The 15,497-nt window shown below is 64.4% G+C and carries 15 protein-coding genes and 1 pseudogene; 6 read left to right on the forward strand and 10 right to left on the reverse strand.

Translation table 11 applies throughout. The features are described 5' to 3' along the window. Positions 1 to 16: 16 nt before the first annotated feature. The gene (locus FJ946_RS03495; protein WP_140564274.1) at positions 17 to 1,447 is read right to left on the reverse strand and encodes an FAD-binding oxidoreductase; all 1,431 of its coding nucleotides are present in this window, start codon (positions 1,445 to 1,447) and stop codon (positions 17 to 19) included. Positions 1,448 to 1,457: 10 nt separating this feature from the next. Beyond that, the gene (locus tag FJ946_RS03500; RefSeq protein ID WP_140564275.1) at positions 1,458 to 2,432 is read right to left on the reverse strand and encodes an L-threonylcarbamoyladenylate synthase; all 975 of its coding nucleotides are present in this window, start codon (positions 2,430 to 2,432) and stop codon (positions 1,458 to 1,460) included. A 162-nt stretch (positions 2,433 to 2,594) separates the two neighbouring features. On the opposite strand from FJ946_RS03500, the gene FJ946_RS03505 reads away from it, so the two are divergent. Continuing rightward, the gene (locus FJ946_RS03505; RefSeq protein ID WP_140564276.1) at positions 2,595 to 3,044 is read left to right on the forward strand and encodes a hypothetical protein; all 450 of its coding nucleotides are present in this window, start codon (positions 2,595 to 2,597) and stop codon (positions 3,042 to 3,044) included. A gap of 88 nt (positions 3,045 to 3,132) precedes the next feature. Here FJ946_RS03505 and glyS read toward each other — a convergent pair whose 3' ends face one another. The 3 genes from glyS to FJ946_RS03525 form a co-directional block, all read right to left on the reverse strand. Then, positions 3,133 to 5,349, reverse strand: a complete 2,217-nt coding sequence (gene glyS / locus FJ946_RS03510; RefSeq protein ID WP_140564277.1) for a glycine--tRNA ligase subunit beta — start codon at positions 5,347 to 5,349, stop codon at positions 3,133 to 3,135. A gap of 313 nt (positions 5,350 to 5,662) precedes the next feature. Further along, entirely contained in the window at positions 5,663 to 6,337 is a 675-nt protein-coding gene (locus FJ946_RS31030; RefSeq protein ID WP_224617678.1) for a DUF559 domain-containing protein, read from the reverse strand. A gap of 129 nt (positions 6,338 to 6,466) precedes the next feature. After that, complete coding sequence (locus FJ946_RS03525; protein ID WP_181165179.1) at positions 6,467 to 7,387, reverse strand: glycine--tRNA ligase subunit alpha; 921 nt, start codon at positions 7,385 to 7,387, stop codon at positions 6,467 to 6,469. Positions 7,388 to 7,597: 210 nt separating this feature from the next. Between FJ946_RS03525 and FJ946_RS03530 the strand changes: the two genes are divergently transcribed. Then, a complete protein-coding gene (locus FJ946_RS03530; protein ID WP_140498002.1) occupies positions 7,598 to 8,059 on the forward strand; it encodes a GNAT family N-acetyltransferase in 462 nt (153 codons plus the stop codon). Between the two features lie 62 nt (positions 8,060 to 8,121). Here the strand turns inward: FJ946_RS03530 and FJ946_RS03535 are convergent, their stop codons facing one another. The 5 genes and pseudogenes from FJ946_RS03535 to FJ946_RS03555 form a co-directional block, all read right to left on the reverse strand. After that, on the reverse strand, positions 8,122 to 9,894 hold the full coding sequence (locus FJ946_RS03535) for a tetratricopeptide repeat protein (protein ID WP_140564278.1): 1,773 nt from the start codon (positions 9,892 to 9,894) through the stop codon (positions 8,122 to 8,124). A 159-nt stretch (positions 9,895 to 10,053) separates the two neighbouring features. Continuing rightward, complete coding sequence (locus FJ946_RS03540; RefSeq protein ID WP_140564279.1) at positions 10,054 to 10,521, reverse strand: DUF1284 domain-containing protein; 468 nt, start codon at positions 10,519 to 10,521, stop codon at positions 10,054 to 10,056. A gap of 8 nt (positions 10,522 to 10,529) precedes the next feature. Beyond that, a pseudogene (locus FJ946_RS03545) lies at positions 10,530 to 11,098 on the reverse strand (biotin transporter BioY). 105 nt (positions 11,099 to 11,203) lie between these two features. Beyond that, complete coding sequence (locus FJ946_RS03550; protein ID WP_140547324.1) at positions 11,204 to 11,872, reverse strand: GntR family transcriptional regulator; 669 nt, start codon at positions 11,870 to 11,872, stop codon at positions 11,204 to 11,206. A gap of 106 nt (positions 11,873 to 11,978) precedes the next feature. Next, a complete protein-coding gene (locus FJ946_RS03555) occupies positions 11,979 to 12,995 on the reverse strand; it encodes a polyprenyl synthetase family protein (protein WP_140497986.1) in 1,017 nt (338 codons plus the stop codon). 165 nt (positions 12,996 to 13,160) lie between these two features. Between FJ946_RS03555 and FJ946_RS03560 the strand changes: the two genes are divergently transcribed. The 4 genes from FJ946_RS03560 to FJ946_RS03575 all read left to right on the forward strand — a co-directional run bounded on the left by FJ946_RS03560 (position 13,161) and on the right by FJ946_RS03575 (position 15,459). Further along, on the forward strand, positions 13,161 to 13,385 hold the full coding sequence (locus tag FJ946_RS03560) for a DUF2007 domain-containing protein (protein WP_135901951.1): 225 nt from the start codon (positions 13,161 to 13,163) through the stop codon (positions 13,383 to 13,385). Then, positions 13,385 to 14,185 carry a methyltransferase gene (locus FJ946_RS03565; RefSeq protein ID WP_140564280.1) on the forward strand — a complete coding sequence of 267 codons (801 nt, stop codon included), beginning with the start codon at positions 13,385 to 13,387 and terminating at the stop codon, positions 14,183 to 14,185. Before FJ946_RS03560 ends, FJ946_RS03565 begins: the two co-directional genes overlap by 1 nt. Before the next feature lie 87 nt (positions 14,186 to 14,272). Beyond that, positions 14,273 to 15,136: a S49 family peptidase gene (locus tag FJ946_RS03570; RefSeq protein ID WP_140497982.1), complete on the forward strand. Its 864-nt coding sequence runs from the start codon at positions 14,273 to 14,275 to the stop codon at positions 15,134 to 15,136. A 137-nt stretch (positions 15,137 to 15,273) separates the two neighbouring features. Further along, positions 15,274 to 15,459: a hypothetical protein gene (locus FJ946_RS03575; protein WP_140497980.1), complete on the forward strand. Its 186-nt coding sequence runs from the start codon at positions 15,274 to 15,276 to the stop codon at positions 15,457 to 15,459. Positions 15,460 to 15,497 lie beyond the last annotated feature (38 nt).

The following is a 15,497-nucleotide window of genomic DNA, read 5'->3' on the forward strand; positions in this document are numbered from 1 at the left end:
CTTGAATCCGAAAGGATCAGATAACCTTACCAGGATTCATGATGCCGGCGGGGTCGAAGGCCTGCTTGACCCTGCGCATCAGGTCGATCGCCATCGGCGGGGCGGTGGCGATCAGTTCGTCCCGCTTCAACTGGCCGATGCCGTGCTCGGCCGAGATCGAGCCGTGGAAGGAGCGCACGACGTCGTGCACGGCCTTGTTCATGGGGTGGTAGAGATCGAGGAACGCCTGGTCGTCGCCGTCGATGGGCCGCGAGATGTTATAGTGGAGATTGCCGTCGCCCATATGGCCGAAGCAGACCACGCGTGCTCCGGGGCTGACCGAAGCCACCGCGCCGGCGGCCTCTTCGATGAAACGTGGGATCGATGCCACCGGGACCGAAATGTCATGCTTGATCGAGGCGCCCTCGGGCTTCTGCGCGTCGGGCAGCACCTCGCGAAAATTCCAGAAGGCATCGCCTTGCGCAAGGCTGGCCGCGATCACCGCATCGCCGACGACTTCCTGTTCCAGCCCGGCCCCGAGCACGTCCTCGATCAAAGCCCTGGCATCTTCCGGTGAACGGCCGGACGAGATCTGCATCAGCACATACCACGGCCAATCCTGCGCCAGCGGCCGCACCACGCCCTGGGCATGCGCCAGCGTGAAATCGTAGGGCCGGCTGCCGATCAGTTCGAAGGCGGTGAGCGCGGCGCCGGCGCGGTCCGTCGCCAGGCTGAACAGCGACAGCGCCGCCTCGGCCGACGGCAGGCCGACGAACGCAACCTCGCGACCTTTCGGCTTCGGGAACAGCTTCAGCACCGCGGCCGTGATGATGCCGAGTGTGCCTTCGGCGCCGACGAACAGGTTCTTGAGGTCGTAGCCGGTATTGTCCTTCTTCAGCTTGCGCAGATCGTCGAACACCTCGCCCGTCGGCAGCACCACCTCGATGCCCAGGCAAAGCTCGCGCGCATTGCCATAGGCCAGCACGCCGGTGCCGCCGGCATTGGAGGAAAGATTACCGCCGATCTGGCAGGAGCCCTGCGCGGCCAGCGACAGCGGAAACAGCCGGTCGGCGGCATCGGCCGCTTCCTGCAACGTCTGCAAGATGACGCCGGCCTCCGCCGTCACGGTGTTGGACAAGGCATCGATCTCGCGGATGCGGTTCAGCCGCGACAGGGACAGCACGATCTCACGGCCGGACCTGTCCGGCACCTGGGCGCCGACCAGCCCGGTATTGCCGCTCTGCGGCACGATTGGCGTCCCCGTCTCGGTCGCCAGCCGCATGATCCGGCTGACCTCCTCGACGCTGCCTGGCCGCAGCACAAGCGATGTCGCGCCATGCCACAGCCCGCGCCGTTCGGTGATGTAGGGTGCTATATCGCGCTGGTCGCGCAATGCGTATTTCTCGCCAACGATCGCCGCGAAGCGGTCGATGAGAGCGGTGTCGGGAATCTCGGCGATGTCGGTCATGTGCGCGAAACTATGTTGGCGGCAAGCTATTGTCACGCGGCGCGGCGGCACGTGAAAGCCGATCGTTGATCGCTTCGCCGAGCCCGTCGAAGGGAACCGGTTCGACGGCGATGGTCCGAGCGCCGCTGCGATCGAGTTGCTGCATGTAGGCGAAAAGATTGCTCGCCGCTTCGCGCAGGTCGCCAGCCTCGGACAGATTGAGCCAGGCGGCCGCCTTTTGCCAGCCTTCGGCGCGACGTTTGCCGAAGGCCAGCAGCGCCTCGTCTTCGCCGACCGTCCCGGCGTTGAGCCGCACCGCGGCGTCAGGCGCATAGTGCGAGGCAAGCATGCCCGGCGCCTCGACACCGGCGTCGGCGCCGCGCAACAGCTCCATGCCGACGACCGCCTCGATTTCCTCGGCGGCAATGCCGCCGGGCCTCAGCAGACGCAATTTTCCCTCTTCGGCCTTGACGATGGTCGATTCCAGCCCGACCGGCGTCGCCCCGCCATCGACGACCAGCTTTATGCGTGCGCCGAGATCAGCCGCCACGGCTTGCGCCGTCGTCGCGCTGATCCTGCCGGAGGAATTGGCGCTGGGAGCCGCAAGCGGCCGGCCGAGCCTTGCAATCAGGTCGCCGCCAAAGCCCCTCGGCATGCGCAAGGCGATCGTGTCGAGCCCGGCGCTGACCAGCGGATGAATGCCGTTGCCGGGCCGATGCGGCAGCACCAGCGTCAAAGGACCCGGCCAGAACGCAAGCGCCAATTTCCTCGACAGCGGATCGAACAAAGCAATGCGCTCGGCCATCGCCATATCGGTGACATGGGCGATCAGAGGGTTGAAGCGCGGCCGACCCTTGGCCTCGAAGATACGCGCCACGCCAATGCCGTTGGTGGCGTCGCCGGCGAGCCCATAGACGGTCTCGGTCGGGATGGCGACCACCTCGCCGCTTTCAAGCAGCGCCAATGCCCGTTCCATCGCCTCGCCGACGGCAAGAATTTCAGCCACTCTGGTCACCTCACGAATGCCGGCTGCGTAGTACGATGGCGTTCAAGGGGCAAGCCCGGCCCTTGGCGATTTAACAATCCCTAAAATGCTACGGTTCCGCGAAAGCCGGCATCAATTCCGACCCGCTATCGTGCGGCTTCCGGGTAATGGGGAGCTTTCATCGTGTCTGTGCGTATTTGGGGAACGCTGGGTGTAACTCTGGCGGCGATGGCCGGCGGGGCCCAGGCCTCGTCACTGGTCTTTCCTGGAGCGCCGTCCGCAACGCCGTCCATTGTCGCGCTGAAGGCAGCCGACGCTGCCCAGGCAGGCGATACGCGGTCGGTCACCGAGCTCGGCGACCCTGACGTCACCTATGAAAAGGTGGCGGCGATCCCGAACGCGCCTGAGGCGCGGCACGGCTTCCTGCAAAACCCGACGATCATTCGCGGCGGTATCGTCGGCAGCGCCTTCTCGACGCCCACGCAGGCCAAGGCGCCGGCCACTGCCCCTGCAACCGCCACCGCTTCGGCGGCACCGGCGGCGAATGGGCAGAAGATCCCGGCGACATCACCGGCAGCCGCGCCGGCGGCGGCAGCGCAGCAGCCCGTCCCTGGGGTCGGCAAGCTCAAGTAGCGGCTGTCTTGACGTCGATCCGGCGCCCGGCACCATTGCCGGACGGCCGCTTTTGCGCCGTGGACGAGTGTCGCCGCCTGAAGTCTCTTTAGCCCGCGATCTTGGAGAAATCCGCGACCTGGTCGGTGGCCGCGCGGATGCGGGCGAGCAGCGCCAATCGATTGGCGCGCACGGCCTGATCCTCATCATTCACGAGAACGCGTTCAAAGAATGAATCAACCGGTTCGCGCAAAACGCTAAGCGCCAGCATGGCGGCGGAAAAGTCTTCGTTTTGAATCGCTTCGCCGGCTTGCCTCTCGGCCTGATTCACCGCCGCGAACAACGACTTCTCGGCATCGTCGCGGAACAGCGCCGGCTCGACGGTTTCGGCGATCGCGGTTTTCTTCTTTTCCTCGGCAGCCAAAATATTGGCCGCACGCTTGGTGCCGGCAAGCAGGTTCTTGCCGTCCTCGGTGTCGAGGAAGGAGCCCAGCGCCTCGACACGGCGCACGATCTGCAAGAGGTCGTCGGACTGCGGCGTGATGACCGCGTCGATGAGGTCGTGGCGGGCGCCCTGATCGCGGAGGTAGACTTTCAGGCGGTCGTGGAAGAAGGCGAGAAGGTCGAGCACTTCAGCGCCAACCCGCCCACCTTTGAACTCTCGCATTCCTCGTCCCATCACTCCACTTTGGGCGCTCTTTATCGACTGATGGACCGAAGGAATGTGAGACTCTGCGATGCCGACAATGCTCAACTGAATTCTGTTCTCGATCAATACCCTAATGACGCCAAGCGCCGCCCGACGCAGTGCATAGGGATCCTTTGAACCGGTCGGCTTTTCATCGATGGCCCAGAAGCCGACAAGCGTATCCAGCTTGTCGGCGAGCGCGACGGCGATCGACACCGGATCGCTCGGCACGTAATCGGACGGCCCCTGCGGTTTGTAGTGCTCTTCGATGGCTGCGGCCACGGACGAATGCTCGCCCTGGAGCAACGCGTATTTGCGGCCCATGGCGCCCTGCAATTCCGGGAACTCGCCGACGACTTCGGTGGTCAGATCGGCCTTGGCGAGAACCGCGGCGCGAGCGGCGAGCGCGGGATCGGCGCCGACGAGCGGCGCCAGTTCCTCCGCCAATCGCCTGATCCGCTCCACGCGCGCGCCCTGCGTGCCAAGCTTGGCATGGAAGGTCACATTGAGGTGGTCGAGGCGCGCGATGCGCTGGTCGAGAGGCTTCTTCAGGTCAAGCCCGAACTTTTTCGCCGACCCCTCGATCTCAGCGAGATCAGGCAGATCGCCCTGGTCGGTCGTCCAGAAATAGAGCGCGTCGGAGAGGCGCGCGCGCACCACCTTGCCGTTGCCGTGGGCGATCTCCTTGCCGCCGTCACTAGCCTCGATATTGGCGGTGAGGATGAAGCGGTTGGAAAGCGTATCGCCTTGCCCCTGCGGCCGCGTCACAAAGCACTTCTGGTTGGCGCGGATGGTCAGGCGGATCACCTCGGCCGGAATGGCCAGGAAAGCGTCTTCGAACGCGCCCATCAGCACCACGGGCCATTCCACCAGCCCGGACACCTCTTCCAAAAGCCCCTCGTCCTCGACCAGATCCAGCCCGTTGGCGAAAGCGAGGTTGCGGGCATCGGCAAGGATGATCTCCTTGCGCCGGTCGGCGTCGAGCACGACCTTGGCCGCTTCCAGCTTGCTTACATAATCGTCGAAGCGGCGCACGGTGATTTCGCCGGGCGCGTGAAAGCGGTGGCCGTAAGTGACATTGCCCGAACGGATGCCGTCGATCTCGAAATCGACCACGACCGGCTCCTCGGTTTCCGGACCGAAGGTGCACAGGATCGATTGCAGCGGCCGTACCCAGCGCAGCGAGCCGGGCTTGGCCGAGGCCGGCCCCCAACGCATCGATTTCGGCCACGGGAAATTGCGGATGATGTCAGGCACCAGTCCGGCGATGATCTCTTCCGCCGCCCTGCCCGGCTTCGAGACATGGGCGACGTAGAAATCGCCTTTCTTCGGGTCGGAATGGACGTGTGCCTCGGCGACCGAGGAAAGCCCGGCCTTGCGCAGGAAGCCCTGGACCGCCTGTTCCGGCGCCGTCGTCGACGGCCCCTTGATCTCCTCGCGGATATCCTTCGAGCGCGCGGTCAGGCCCCTGATGTCGAGCGCCAGTCGCCGCGGTGTCCAGTACTCGCGCGCCGCCTCGTAGGTCAGCCCTGCCTCGACCAGGCCGTCGGTCAGCATCTTCCTCAGATCGCCCGCCGCCTTGCGCTGCATGCGGGCCGGGATTTCCTCGGAGCGAAGTTCGAGCAAAAGATCCGGCATCAGAGTGTCTCCGCCCGCATGCCATTTTCCTGTTCGCGCGTCCTCGTGCCTCCGGCGTTGCGGGCGCGCGGCTGGGCCGGGATTTCCTCGGAGCGAAGTTCGAGCAAAAGGTCCGGCATCAGAGTGTCTCCGCCCGCATGCCATTTTCCTGTTCGCGCGTCCTCGCGCCTCCGGCGCTGCGGGCGCGCGGCTGGGCCGGGATTTCCTCGGAGCGAAGTTCTAGAAGCAGGTCAGGCATGGATAGCTCCTCACCCTCCCCTCGATGGGGAGGGTCGGCGCGTCAGCGCCGGGGTGGGGTGGCGGCGTCTCAATCTCAAGCGCCTTCGGCGTCTGACGGGCGAAGGTCTGATTTTCGTTCTTCCACCGCCGCATAGATCGTATCGAGCACGGAATCCAGTTCGTTTTTGATTTCGTGGTTCCAGAAACGGATGACACGATAGCCCTGACTTTCGAACCATTTTGTCCGAATTTCGTCGTGTCGTTGCTGACGATCGAAACTGTGGTGAGCGCCGTCCACCTCGACGATCAGCTTCAGGCGGTGCGAGATGAAATCAGGGAAGTAAATACCGACCGACGCCTGCTTGCGAAATGAGTGCCTTTCCACCGGGATGCGCCATAGGTGCCGCCACAAGATGCGTTCTTCGTCGGTCATCGCCGCACGAAGCCGTTGCACCGACCGCAGTTTGAACCGATCGAGTTTCGGCATGAGAAGTCGCGCTGTCACCCCCACCCGCCGCTTCGCGGCGACCTCCCCCATCCAGGGGGAGGTAAAGAGGCCATAGCAACTCGGCTGGCCGCTGTCACCCTTTCCAGAAATTTTGGGCGTCCTGTCGGGACGGGATGATCCCACCCGTCCTTGGATCAAAGATTTCCATGAACCGAACGCAGCGCTGAAGCGACCCACGCTCAGGCAGAGAGCTATTGGCTGAACGACCATGAAAACGGTATCCAGACTTTTGCAAATCCTGGCGCTCAGCGCCTGCTTCACCGCTCAGGCCCATGGCGCCTTCTCGATGCCGGGCGTGCGCCAAGCATTGCGCATAATAGCCGGCCCGAGCGGCCAGATTCTATCGCCGATCAACGCTTCCCTCGATTTGATGAGGGAGGGTGCCTGAGATCAGGCCGCCAATCCGCCGGCCTGCGTCTTCAAGAACGCCTCGCCACAGGCTTTCGCCAGATTGCGCACGCGCAGGATGTAGCTCTGCCGCTCGGTGACGGAGATCACGCCGCGCGCGTCGAGCAGGTTGAAGACGTGACTGGCCTTGATGCACTGGTCGTAGGCGGGAAACACCATGCGGTGCACAGGCAGATTGTCGTTCGATGCGGGCGCACCGGCATCGAGCAGTGCCTTGCATTCGGCCTCGGCATCGTCGAAGTGGCGCAGCAGCATCGTCGTGTCGGCGTATTCGAAATTGTGACGCGAATATTCCTGCTCGGCCTGCAGGAAGACATCGCCGTAGGTGACCTTGTCGGCGCCGTCGCGGCCGTTGAAATTGAGGTCGTAGACATTGTCGACGCCCTGCACATACATGGCCAGCCGTTCCAGACCATAAGTGAGCTCGCCCGCAACCGGCGCGCATTCGATGCCGCAGACCTGCTGGAAGTAGGTGAACTGCGACACCTCCATGCCGTCGCACCAGCATTCCCAGCCAAGGCCCCAGGCGCCCAGCGTCGGGCTTTCCCAATCGTCTTCGACAAAGCGGATGTCATGCAGCAGCGGGTCGATGCCGATCGCCGCCAAAGAGCCGAGATAGAGCTCCTGCAGATTGGGCGGATTGGGCTTCAGGATCACCTGATACTGGTAGTAGTGCTGCAGCCGGTTCGGATTCTCTCCGTAGCGGCCGTCCTTGGGGCGGCGCGAAGGCTGGACGTAGGCGGCGTTCCAGCGCCTCGGTCCAAGCGCCCGCAGCGTCGTGGCCGGATGGAAGGTGCCGGCACCGACCTCCATGTCGTAGGGCTGGAGGATCACGCAGCCATAGTCCGCCCAGTAATTGTGCAGAGTCAGGATCAGCCCCTGAAAGGAGCGGCTGGGATGCATATGGGCGGGGATTTCAATCGTCACGGTGGCCTCGGCTGCAAGGGCTGACTTGCGGCCCCGTCCTAGAGACACGGCGGCGAAGCGTCAAGCAAGGCGCGGGCGTCGCGAGGCATGTCGAAAGCTTTGCGAGCGGCTGGCCCATTGCCGGCGATGAGCACGTGCCTTCTGGTGAACGCTCACAACTCCGTCTCGCCAGACAACAGGTCAGCCATGCCCAACTCCATCACCGTCCGCCCGGTCACGCGCCAGGATTTCGCGCAATGGCTGCCGCTGTGGGACGGCTACAACGCGTTTTACGGGCGCTCGGGCGAGACGGCGCTGGCAAGCGAGATCACCGCCATGACATGGTCGCGCTTCTTCGACGCCTATGAGCCGGTGCATGCGCTGGTTGCCGAAAGTGAAGGACGGCTCGTCGGCCTCGTGCACTACCTCTTCCACCGCAGCACCACGGCGGTCGCGCCGAACTGCTATCTGCAGGATCTTTTCACCGACGAGACCTTGCGCGGCAAGGGCATCGGCCGGGCTCTCATCGAGGGCGTCTACGAGCGGGCGCAGGCGGCCGGTTCGGGCCGGGTCTACTGGCTGACGCACGAGACCAATCACACCGCCATGAAGCTCTACGACAGGATCGGCGAACGCTCGGGCTTCGTCGTCTACCGCAAGCTGTTCTGACACGGCTGCCAACGAAAACGGAGCCCGACAAGGGCCCCGTTCGCGAGCAACATCATTTCATCTTAGCCCTTCGGCGCAGCCGGTGCCGGCTTGACCTTGGGGGTTTCCTGCGCCGTGTTGGACTCGATCGGCGGCAGTCCCTTCATCAGCTTCTGCTGCAAGGCGGCAAGCACGTCGGGATCCGGCTTCAGGTCGCGCGCCTGGTTCCACTGGAAGGTGGCTTCCAGCTTGCGGCCGACGCGCCAATAGGCGTCGCCGAGATGGTCGTTCAGCACCGGATCTTCCGGCTTCAGCGACACCGCGCGTTCCATTTCGCGCACCGCGTCATCGTACCTGCCGAGGCGGAAATAGGCCCAGCCCAGCGAGTCGACGATGTAACCGTCGCTCGGCCTGAGATCGACGGCCTTCTGTATCATCGCCAGGCCTTCCTTCAGGTTCATATTCATGTCGACCCAGGAATAGCCGAGATAGTTCAGCACCTGCGGCTGGTCGGGCTGCAATTCCAGCGCCTTGCGGAAATTCGGCTCGGCCTTCGGCCATTCCTTCAGCCGCTCATAGGCGATGCCCCGCTGGTAGAAGATATTCCAGTTGGCGGCGGTCGGCGTCTTCAGCGCCTCGACGGCCTTGTCGTAGAGATTGGCGGCGGAACGGAAATCCTCCTTCGACGAATAGACCCCACCAAGCGCCAGATAGGCGCGCATGTCGTTGGGATGCTTATCGACGAAGGCCTTCAGATGCGTGATCGCCTCGTCATGGCGATCGAGATCGGCCAGGTTGAGGCCAAGCTGTAAGTCCGAAAGCTCCTTCAGCGGCGAGGTATCCGGTATCCGTCGGTAGAGCGCGATGGCCCCCTCGCCGTCCTTCAGCTGTTCGGAAACGGCGGCAAGCTGCACCAGGGCGGCATCGCTGTCGGGTTTCAGCGCCAGCGCATATTGCAGATAGAGCCTGACGAAAGGCTCACCGCCGCCGCGATTGAGCGCGGTTGCCAGATCGAGCAATATCTCGGAGGCGCCGTCGGATGGGCCGGCTATGAAGGGCGGGATCTTGTCGCCCTTGCTGATCCTGTCGCGCAAGGCGACAATTTCCAGCTTGCCCGGCGAAAACGCCTCGGCCTGGTCGAGCACCGATACCGCCTTGGCCGTGTCGCCCTTGCGGGCCAGGAACGAGGCATAGGCCTGCGCATTGCGCATCCATGTTTCGGGAGCCGCGCTGCCGGCGGCGGTGTCCTGCATGGTCGCGGCGTAGATCGCGTCGGCCTTCTCAGGCATGTTGGACGCGTCGGCGATCAGTGCGCGGTGGAAGGATTTGAACAGGCCGAACCAGTCCGGCCCCTGCAGCTTGTCGATGGATGCCATCGCCTCGCTGGGGTCGCCGGCGCCCTCTTGGGCCCAGCCGGACATGACGCCGGAGATCAGCCGGTCGAGATCGGATTCCAGCGACAGCTTCAACCAATACTGCGCCTTGGAAAAATCCTTCTTGTGGAAGGAATCGACCGCCAGCGCCAGGCGCGAGAACCGTTCGACGTCGGGAACTTCCTTGAGCTTGTCGGCATAGACAAGGGATTCGTCGAAGCGGCCTTGCGCGATCAGCGACAGCATCAGACTCTGCTGCAGGCCCGTATCGCTTGGATCGAAGGCCAGGGCCTGCTTGTAGTAGGCAATGGCACTATCCAGGTCGTTGTCACCCTCGGCGATCCGGGCAGCCAGATAGGCTCCCGAGAAAGATGTGATCTTCACCGGTTCGGTGGTCTGCTTGGCATAGGCCGGCAGCGCCGAAATCGCCATGCCCGTCACAAGTGCCAGCCTTGTCAGCCAGCGCGCACGTCCCTGCTGCATCGTATCCCTTTCAGCCAGGCGCCATCTCCGCGTCAGCGGGATCGACGTAGATTCGATCTTTCGGAGAAAAGCATGGCCTTTTTGGGGTCACGCTTCAATCCGCCTCGAATTCACAATCGGGTCACCCGATTAACAAACCATGCCGGCAAAGAACGGCTTTCAGCCCGAAACCGGCGCATCGGCGTCAGGAGTGCCCGGAAGACCGGAGGGCCGCAGGCGCGCGCCCTGATATCCGCCTGACGCCACCGCGCTGCACAGGCCGCTCCATTCACAGCCTCGGCAGGCCTCGCGCGTGAGGCCGGCCGAGAAGGCCTGCCGCATCCGCGCCAGCATGTCCGCACCGGGATCGAGGCGCGCACCGGCCCGGATTGGTCGCCCGAGCAAGGCGCCGGCATCGTGGGCGGCAAGCCGGTCCCGCTCGGCGGCGCTGTCCCGCAGGCAATGTGACTCCTGTTCATCCAGCAACGGTGCGCAGATGTCGTCCGGGCCGGACACGACCAGTATGTCCTCGCCCCGGCCAAGGCGCTGCGCGATACCGTCGTAGTTGGCCGTGAATGCGGGGCTGTATCCCTTGCCCACATAGGTGAGCAGGCAAAGGAGGTGATGAGCGCGCAGCCTTATCGTCACGGCTGGCGCTATTTCGCCTTGCCGCGCGGGAGCGCCATCAGCGTGGCGGCGCCAAGCGCCGACTTGAGCAGGCCACCGAGGACAAACGGCAGGAAGCCGAAGGCAACAGCCTTCTCGGCGCCGATGATGACGGCGAGCCACGCCGTGCCAAGGGCTAGGCACAGCAGGTTGCCGAGCAGCATGGCGGCAAAGGCAAGCACGACCCTGCCGCCGTTCCAGCCGCGCTCCGCCAGCCAGCCGACCAGTGCGCCGACAACCGGGAAGGCGAAGAGATAGCCGCCCGTCGGGCCAATGAAATGTTGTACGCCGGCAGCCCCGCCGGCCAGACCGCACCCTCGGCCAGCCAGGCGGCGATGGTGATCGCGCCCAGCCGCCAGCCGTAGAGCGCGCCGACCAGCGTCACGGCAAAGGTCTGCATCGTCACCGGAACCGGCACCATCGGCACCTGGATGTAGGAGGACAGCGCCAGGAACAGGGTGCCGAGCACGACGGCGCCCGCCTGCCAGCCGAGCGATCGCTCCTGAAGCCGGAGCGGGCTGAAGGACGGTTTTGCGGACGAGAACGCGATGTCGGTCATAGGGGCTCCCTTGGTCGATCCAAAATTATAGATAATTTTTGCCTTCGATCTATTATCGAAGCCACAATTTTCGGACGATGGCAAGGCATGCCTTGCGCAAGGCGGTTAGCCCACGATCGCGAAGGCCTCTCGCGTGGTGCCGGAGGCTGTCCTGACCGGCTTGCGGCCAATCCATTGCACGTGCCGCCCCAATGTCGCCGCGGCCGATTCGGTGTTGCCCTGCCGCAAGGCGGCCAATATCGCCCGGTGGTCCTGGTCGGTACGGGTCTCCCATTCCGAACGCCATGCGGCGAACAGGAAACGGGCGCTTGCGGCGTGCAGGTCATCGATGGTGGCGAGAAGACGCGACATGCCGCATGGCGTCAGGATCAACCGGTGAAAGGCGCGGTTGGCTTCTTCCCACGACCTGACGTCCAGGGATTTGTCGCCGGCCTTGCTGGCCTCCTCGGCCCGATCGAGAATAGCGGAGGTCAGATGCGGCGCCGCGTGGCGCAGCGCCAGCACTTCGAGCGCCGCCCGCATTTCGGCGACCTCCTTGACCTCGCCGAGGTCGAAAGCCGCCACGCGCACGCCGCGGCGCGGTTCGCTGACGGCGAGGCCTTGCGCCTCGAGGCGGCGAAAGGCCTCGCGCACGGGCACATGGCTGGTGTTAAACTCCTCGGCGACATGGTCCTGCCGCAACCGGGCGCCCGGCTCGATCGCGCCCGAGATGATGCGATCCGCCAGAACCTTGCCGATGCGCACCGCGATGGTGTCGTCCGTGCCCTTTGCCATGTTTTATAGATAATTTGCAGCCGGGCAGCTTGTCGAGGCGGCGGAGAAGGATTCACGGATTTCTCCCCAGCACGAGCCAGAGGAGAGCTGCGTGAAAGGCAGCGGCTCAGTTCACCCGGCTGATGCAGAAGTCGATGACGTCGATCAGCGCCGATTTCTGCGGCGTCGCCTCCAGCGGCGCCAGCGCGTCGCGGGCGATCTCGCCGAAATGACGGGCGCGCCCGATCGTGTCGGCGATCGCGCCGTGGTGGGTCATCAGCCCGATCGCCTTTCCGAGGCCGGCGTCATCGGTGACATTGTCCTCGATGGCCCGCTTCCAGAAGGTGCGCTCGGCCTTGCTGCCGCGCCGGTAGGCGAGAATGACCGGCAGCGTCACCTTGCCCTCGCGAAAATCGTCGCCGACATTCTTGCCCAGATCCTTGCTGGTGCCGCCATAGTCCAGCGCATCGTCGATCAGCTGGAAGGCGAGCCCGAGATTCATGCCGTAGGAGCGCAAGGCGGCGCGGTCGTTGCGCGTCGCCTGGGCGATGACGGGGCCGACCTCGGCGGCAGCCGAGAAAAGGGCCGCGGTCTTGGCCTTGATGACGGCGAAATGCTCGTCCTCGGTGGTCTCCAGGTTCTTGGCGGCGGCAAGCTGCATGACCTCGCCCTCGGCGATGATCGAGGCCGCGCTCGACAGGATGTCGAGCGCCTCCAGCGAACCGACATCGACCATCATGCGGAATGCCTGGCCAAGCAGGAAGTCGCCGACCAGCACGCTCGCCTGGTTGCCCCAGATCATGCGGGCCGTCTTCTTGCCGCGTCGCATGCCGCTCTCGTCGACGACGTCGTCGTGGAGCAGCGTCGCCGTGTGCATGAACTCGACCGATGTGGCGAGCTTGACGTGGCCCTCGCCGGCATAGCCGAACATCTGTGCGGCGGCGAGCGTCAGCATTGGCCTGAGCCGCTTGCCGCCCGACGAGATCAAGTGGTTGGCGACCTCCGGGATCATCTCGACATCGGATCCGGCCTTCGACAGGATCAATTCGTTGACGCGCCCCATGTCGGCCGCCGTCAGGTCGATCAGATCCTTGATGGAGGCGGGTTCCCGCTTTCCGTTTTCGATGTTGAGAACGACACCCACGACAAACTCTCCCGTCTGATGTAACGCGTGCGACGGCACCCTTAGTTCCGTTACGGACTCTAGGGCGGCGAACGCGGCCACGGCAAGTGGCGAATTGGCGCGGCTTCTCTGGTTTCGGGCCTCGCATGCGTTTACATGAACGCGGCAAACTGAGAGTTTCGTCCGATGATAGAGCTCATTCGCACCAACGACGCGGTCATCATCTCCTTCGTCGAATCGCTGATGCGCGATGCCGGCATCGGCTGCTTCGTGGCCGACCAGAATATGAGCGTGCTCGACGGCTCGCTCGGCATCCTGCCGCGGCGCGTCATGGTCGACGCCGACAAGGCTGACGCGGCGCGGCGCATCCTGACGGATGCCGGCATCGCCAACGAGATCCGCCAAAAATAATGTCCGCTGCGCCAGCCGCCCTCGCCCCGGACACGCCAGCCCACACGGTCGATGCCTTCCATCGCGGCCGGTTCTGGCTGGTGCAGCCCAAGCATGGCGGCCATCGCGCCGGCATGGACGCCATGATGCTGGCGGCTGCCGTGCCGTCCTCCTTCGGCGGGCGTCTCGCCGATTTCGGCGCCGGCGCCGGTGCCGCGGCACTTGCCGTTCTGGCGCGCTGCCCGACGGCCCGGGCCGTGCTGGTCGAACGCGCGCCGGAAATGGCGGCTTTCGCCGCGGCCACGCTCGCGCATCCCGGCAACGCTCACCTCGTCGACCGCGCTTCGGTGCTCGTCGCCAATGTCGCGCTTTCGGGCCGCGCCAGGACGGCGGCCGGCCTCGGCGACAATGATTTCGATTTCGTCATCATGAATCCGCCCTTCAACGCCGCGCAGGACCGCGCCACGCCCGAGCGCTTGAGAAAGGAAGCGCATGTCATGGAGGACGGGCTGTTAGAGGGCTGGATCCGCAGTGCCGCAGCGGTGGTCAGGCCGCGCGGCGGGCTTGCCATCATCGCGCGGCCCGAGCAACTCGGTTCGCTTCTCGATGCGATCGCGGGCCGTTTCGGCGACGCCGAGATGCTGGCCGTGCATCCCCGCCCCGATGCCGCGGCGATCCGCATCATCGTCAGGGCAACGCTCGGGGCGCGCGGCAAACTCGCTATCCGGCCGCCTTTGATGCTTCACGCGCAGACGGGTGACGGCCCGTCGGAACGGACGGAGATGATCAACAACGGCCTCGCCTCCTTGTTCGGAGATTGAACACAACCGGGCCGCGATGGCCGCGGCATTGCCGTTGGCCTTGAAATTCCTACATGCTGGCAACCCATCGAGCGGAGATCGACCTCAGTGAAACGCCTTTTCAACCGCCTGCTGCCGAAATCCTGGCGTTCCACGGTCGTCACCATTCCGGTTATCCGGTTGCACGGCACCATCCTGGCGGGCGGCGGCCCGTTCCGTCCCAGCCTGTCGCTTGCCTCCACCGCCGGGCTGATCGAAAAGGCGTTTTCCTTCGACGCGCCTGCCATCGCCATCTCCATCAATTCGCCCGGCGGCTCGCCGGTGCAGTCGCGGCTGATCTTCAAGCGTATCCGCGACCTGGCGATCGAGAAGAACAGAAAGGTGCTGGTCTTCGTCGAGGACGTCGCTGCCTCGGGCGGCTACATGATCGCGGTCGCCGGCGACGAGATTTTCGCCGATCCATCATCCATCGTCGGCTCGATCGGCGTGGTCTCGGCTTCGTTCGGCTTCCCGGAGCTGATGAAGAAGATCGGCGTCGAGCGCCGCGTCCACACCGCTGGCCAGAACAAGTCGGTGCTTGATCCATTCAAGCCCGAGAAGAAGGAAGACATCGAACGGCTGAAGGCGCTGCAGCTCGAAGTGCATGAAACCTTCATCGATCTGGTCAAGGAGCGGCGCGGCACCAAGCTCAAGGACGATCCCGACCTGTTCACCGGCCTGTTCTGGACCGGAAAGCGCGGCCTGGAGCTTGGGCTTGTCGATGCGCTCGGCGACATGCGATCCGTGCTCAAGACGCGGTTCGGGGCGAAAACCCAACTCAAGCTGATCTCGGCGCCGCGCGGTTTGTTCGGCCGCTTCGGGCTGTTCGGCTCGAGCAAGGGATTTTCGGCGCCCGATATTGCCGCCGCTGCCACCGGCGGCGTGATCGATGCGGCGCAAGAGCGCGCTCTGTGGGCGCGCTTCGGGCTTTGAAAACCTGGCAAAACCGTCTAGCATGAACCTCGAAGTTCCATGCATGTCGTTTTTCTCCAGAAACCGCCTTTGGACGACATGCGCCAACCGACCCGACCGGCCGCCCTTCGCCGGCCCAGCGTGGGAGGAGTTTTGATATGCCGCAGATCATTTTCTTCGCCGTCGTCGGGATCGCCGCTTATTTTGGCTACCGCACCTTCATCCGCGAGGCCGAGCGCGTAACCGCCAAGGTGCGGCGCACCGAAAAGCAGACGGCAAACGGCGCGATGGGAACGCTGGTGAAGGATCCGAAGACCGGCGAGTACCGGCTGGCCAAGGACTGATCCTCATTTCACTCGCAATCGAGAGCCTGGAATCCGGC

The organism is Mesorhizobium sp. B2-4-7 (assembly GCF_006442685.1).
In the GTDB taxonomy this organism is placed as follows: domain Bacteria; phylum Pseudomonadota; class Alphaproteobacteria; order Rhizobiales; family Rhizobiaceae; genus Mesorhizobium.

Excerpts from the sequence above, each read along its gene's own strand:
- FJ946_RS03560 (WP_135901951.1), top strand. The coding sequence starts at position 13,161 with ATGATAGAGCTCATTCGCACCAACGACGCGGTCATCATCTCCTTCGTC.
- FJ946_RS03550 (WP_140547324.1), bottom strand. The coding sequence starts at position 11,872 with ATGGCAAAGGGCACGGACGACACCATCGCGGTGCGCATCGGCAAGGTT.
- FJ946_RS03525 (WP_181165179.1), bottom strand. The coding sequence starts at position 7,387 with ATGCATCCCAGCCGCTCCTTTCAGGGGCTGATCCTGACTCTGCACAAT.
- FJ946_RS03575 (WP_140497980.1), top strand. The coding sequence starts at position 15,274 with ATGCCGCAGATCATTTTCTTCGCCGTCGTCGGGATCGCCGCTTATTTT.
- FJ946_RS03535 (WP_140564278.1), bottom strand. The coding sequence starts at position 9,894 with ATGCAGCAGGGACGTGCGCGCTGGCTGACAAGGCTGGCACTTGTGACG.
- FJ946_RS03495 (WP_140564274.1), bottom strand. The coding sequence starts at position 1,447 with ATGACCGACATCGCCGAGATTCCCGACACCGCTCTCATCGACCGCTTC.
- FJ946_RS03530 (WP_140498002.1), top strand. The coding sequence starts at position 7,598 with ATGCCCAACTCCATCACCGTCCGCCCGGTCACGCGCCAGGATTTCGCG.
- FJ946_RS03565 (WP_140564280.1), top strand. The coding sequence starts at position 13,385 with ATGTCCGCTGCGCCAGCCGCCCTCGCCCCGGACACGCCAGCCCACACG.
- glyS (WP_140564277.1), bottom strand. The coding sequence starts at position 5,349 with ATGCCGGATCTTTTGCTCGAACTTCGCTCCGAGGAAATCCCGGCCCGC.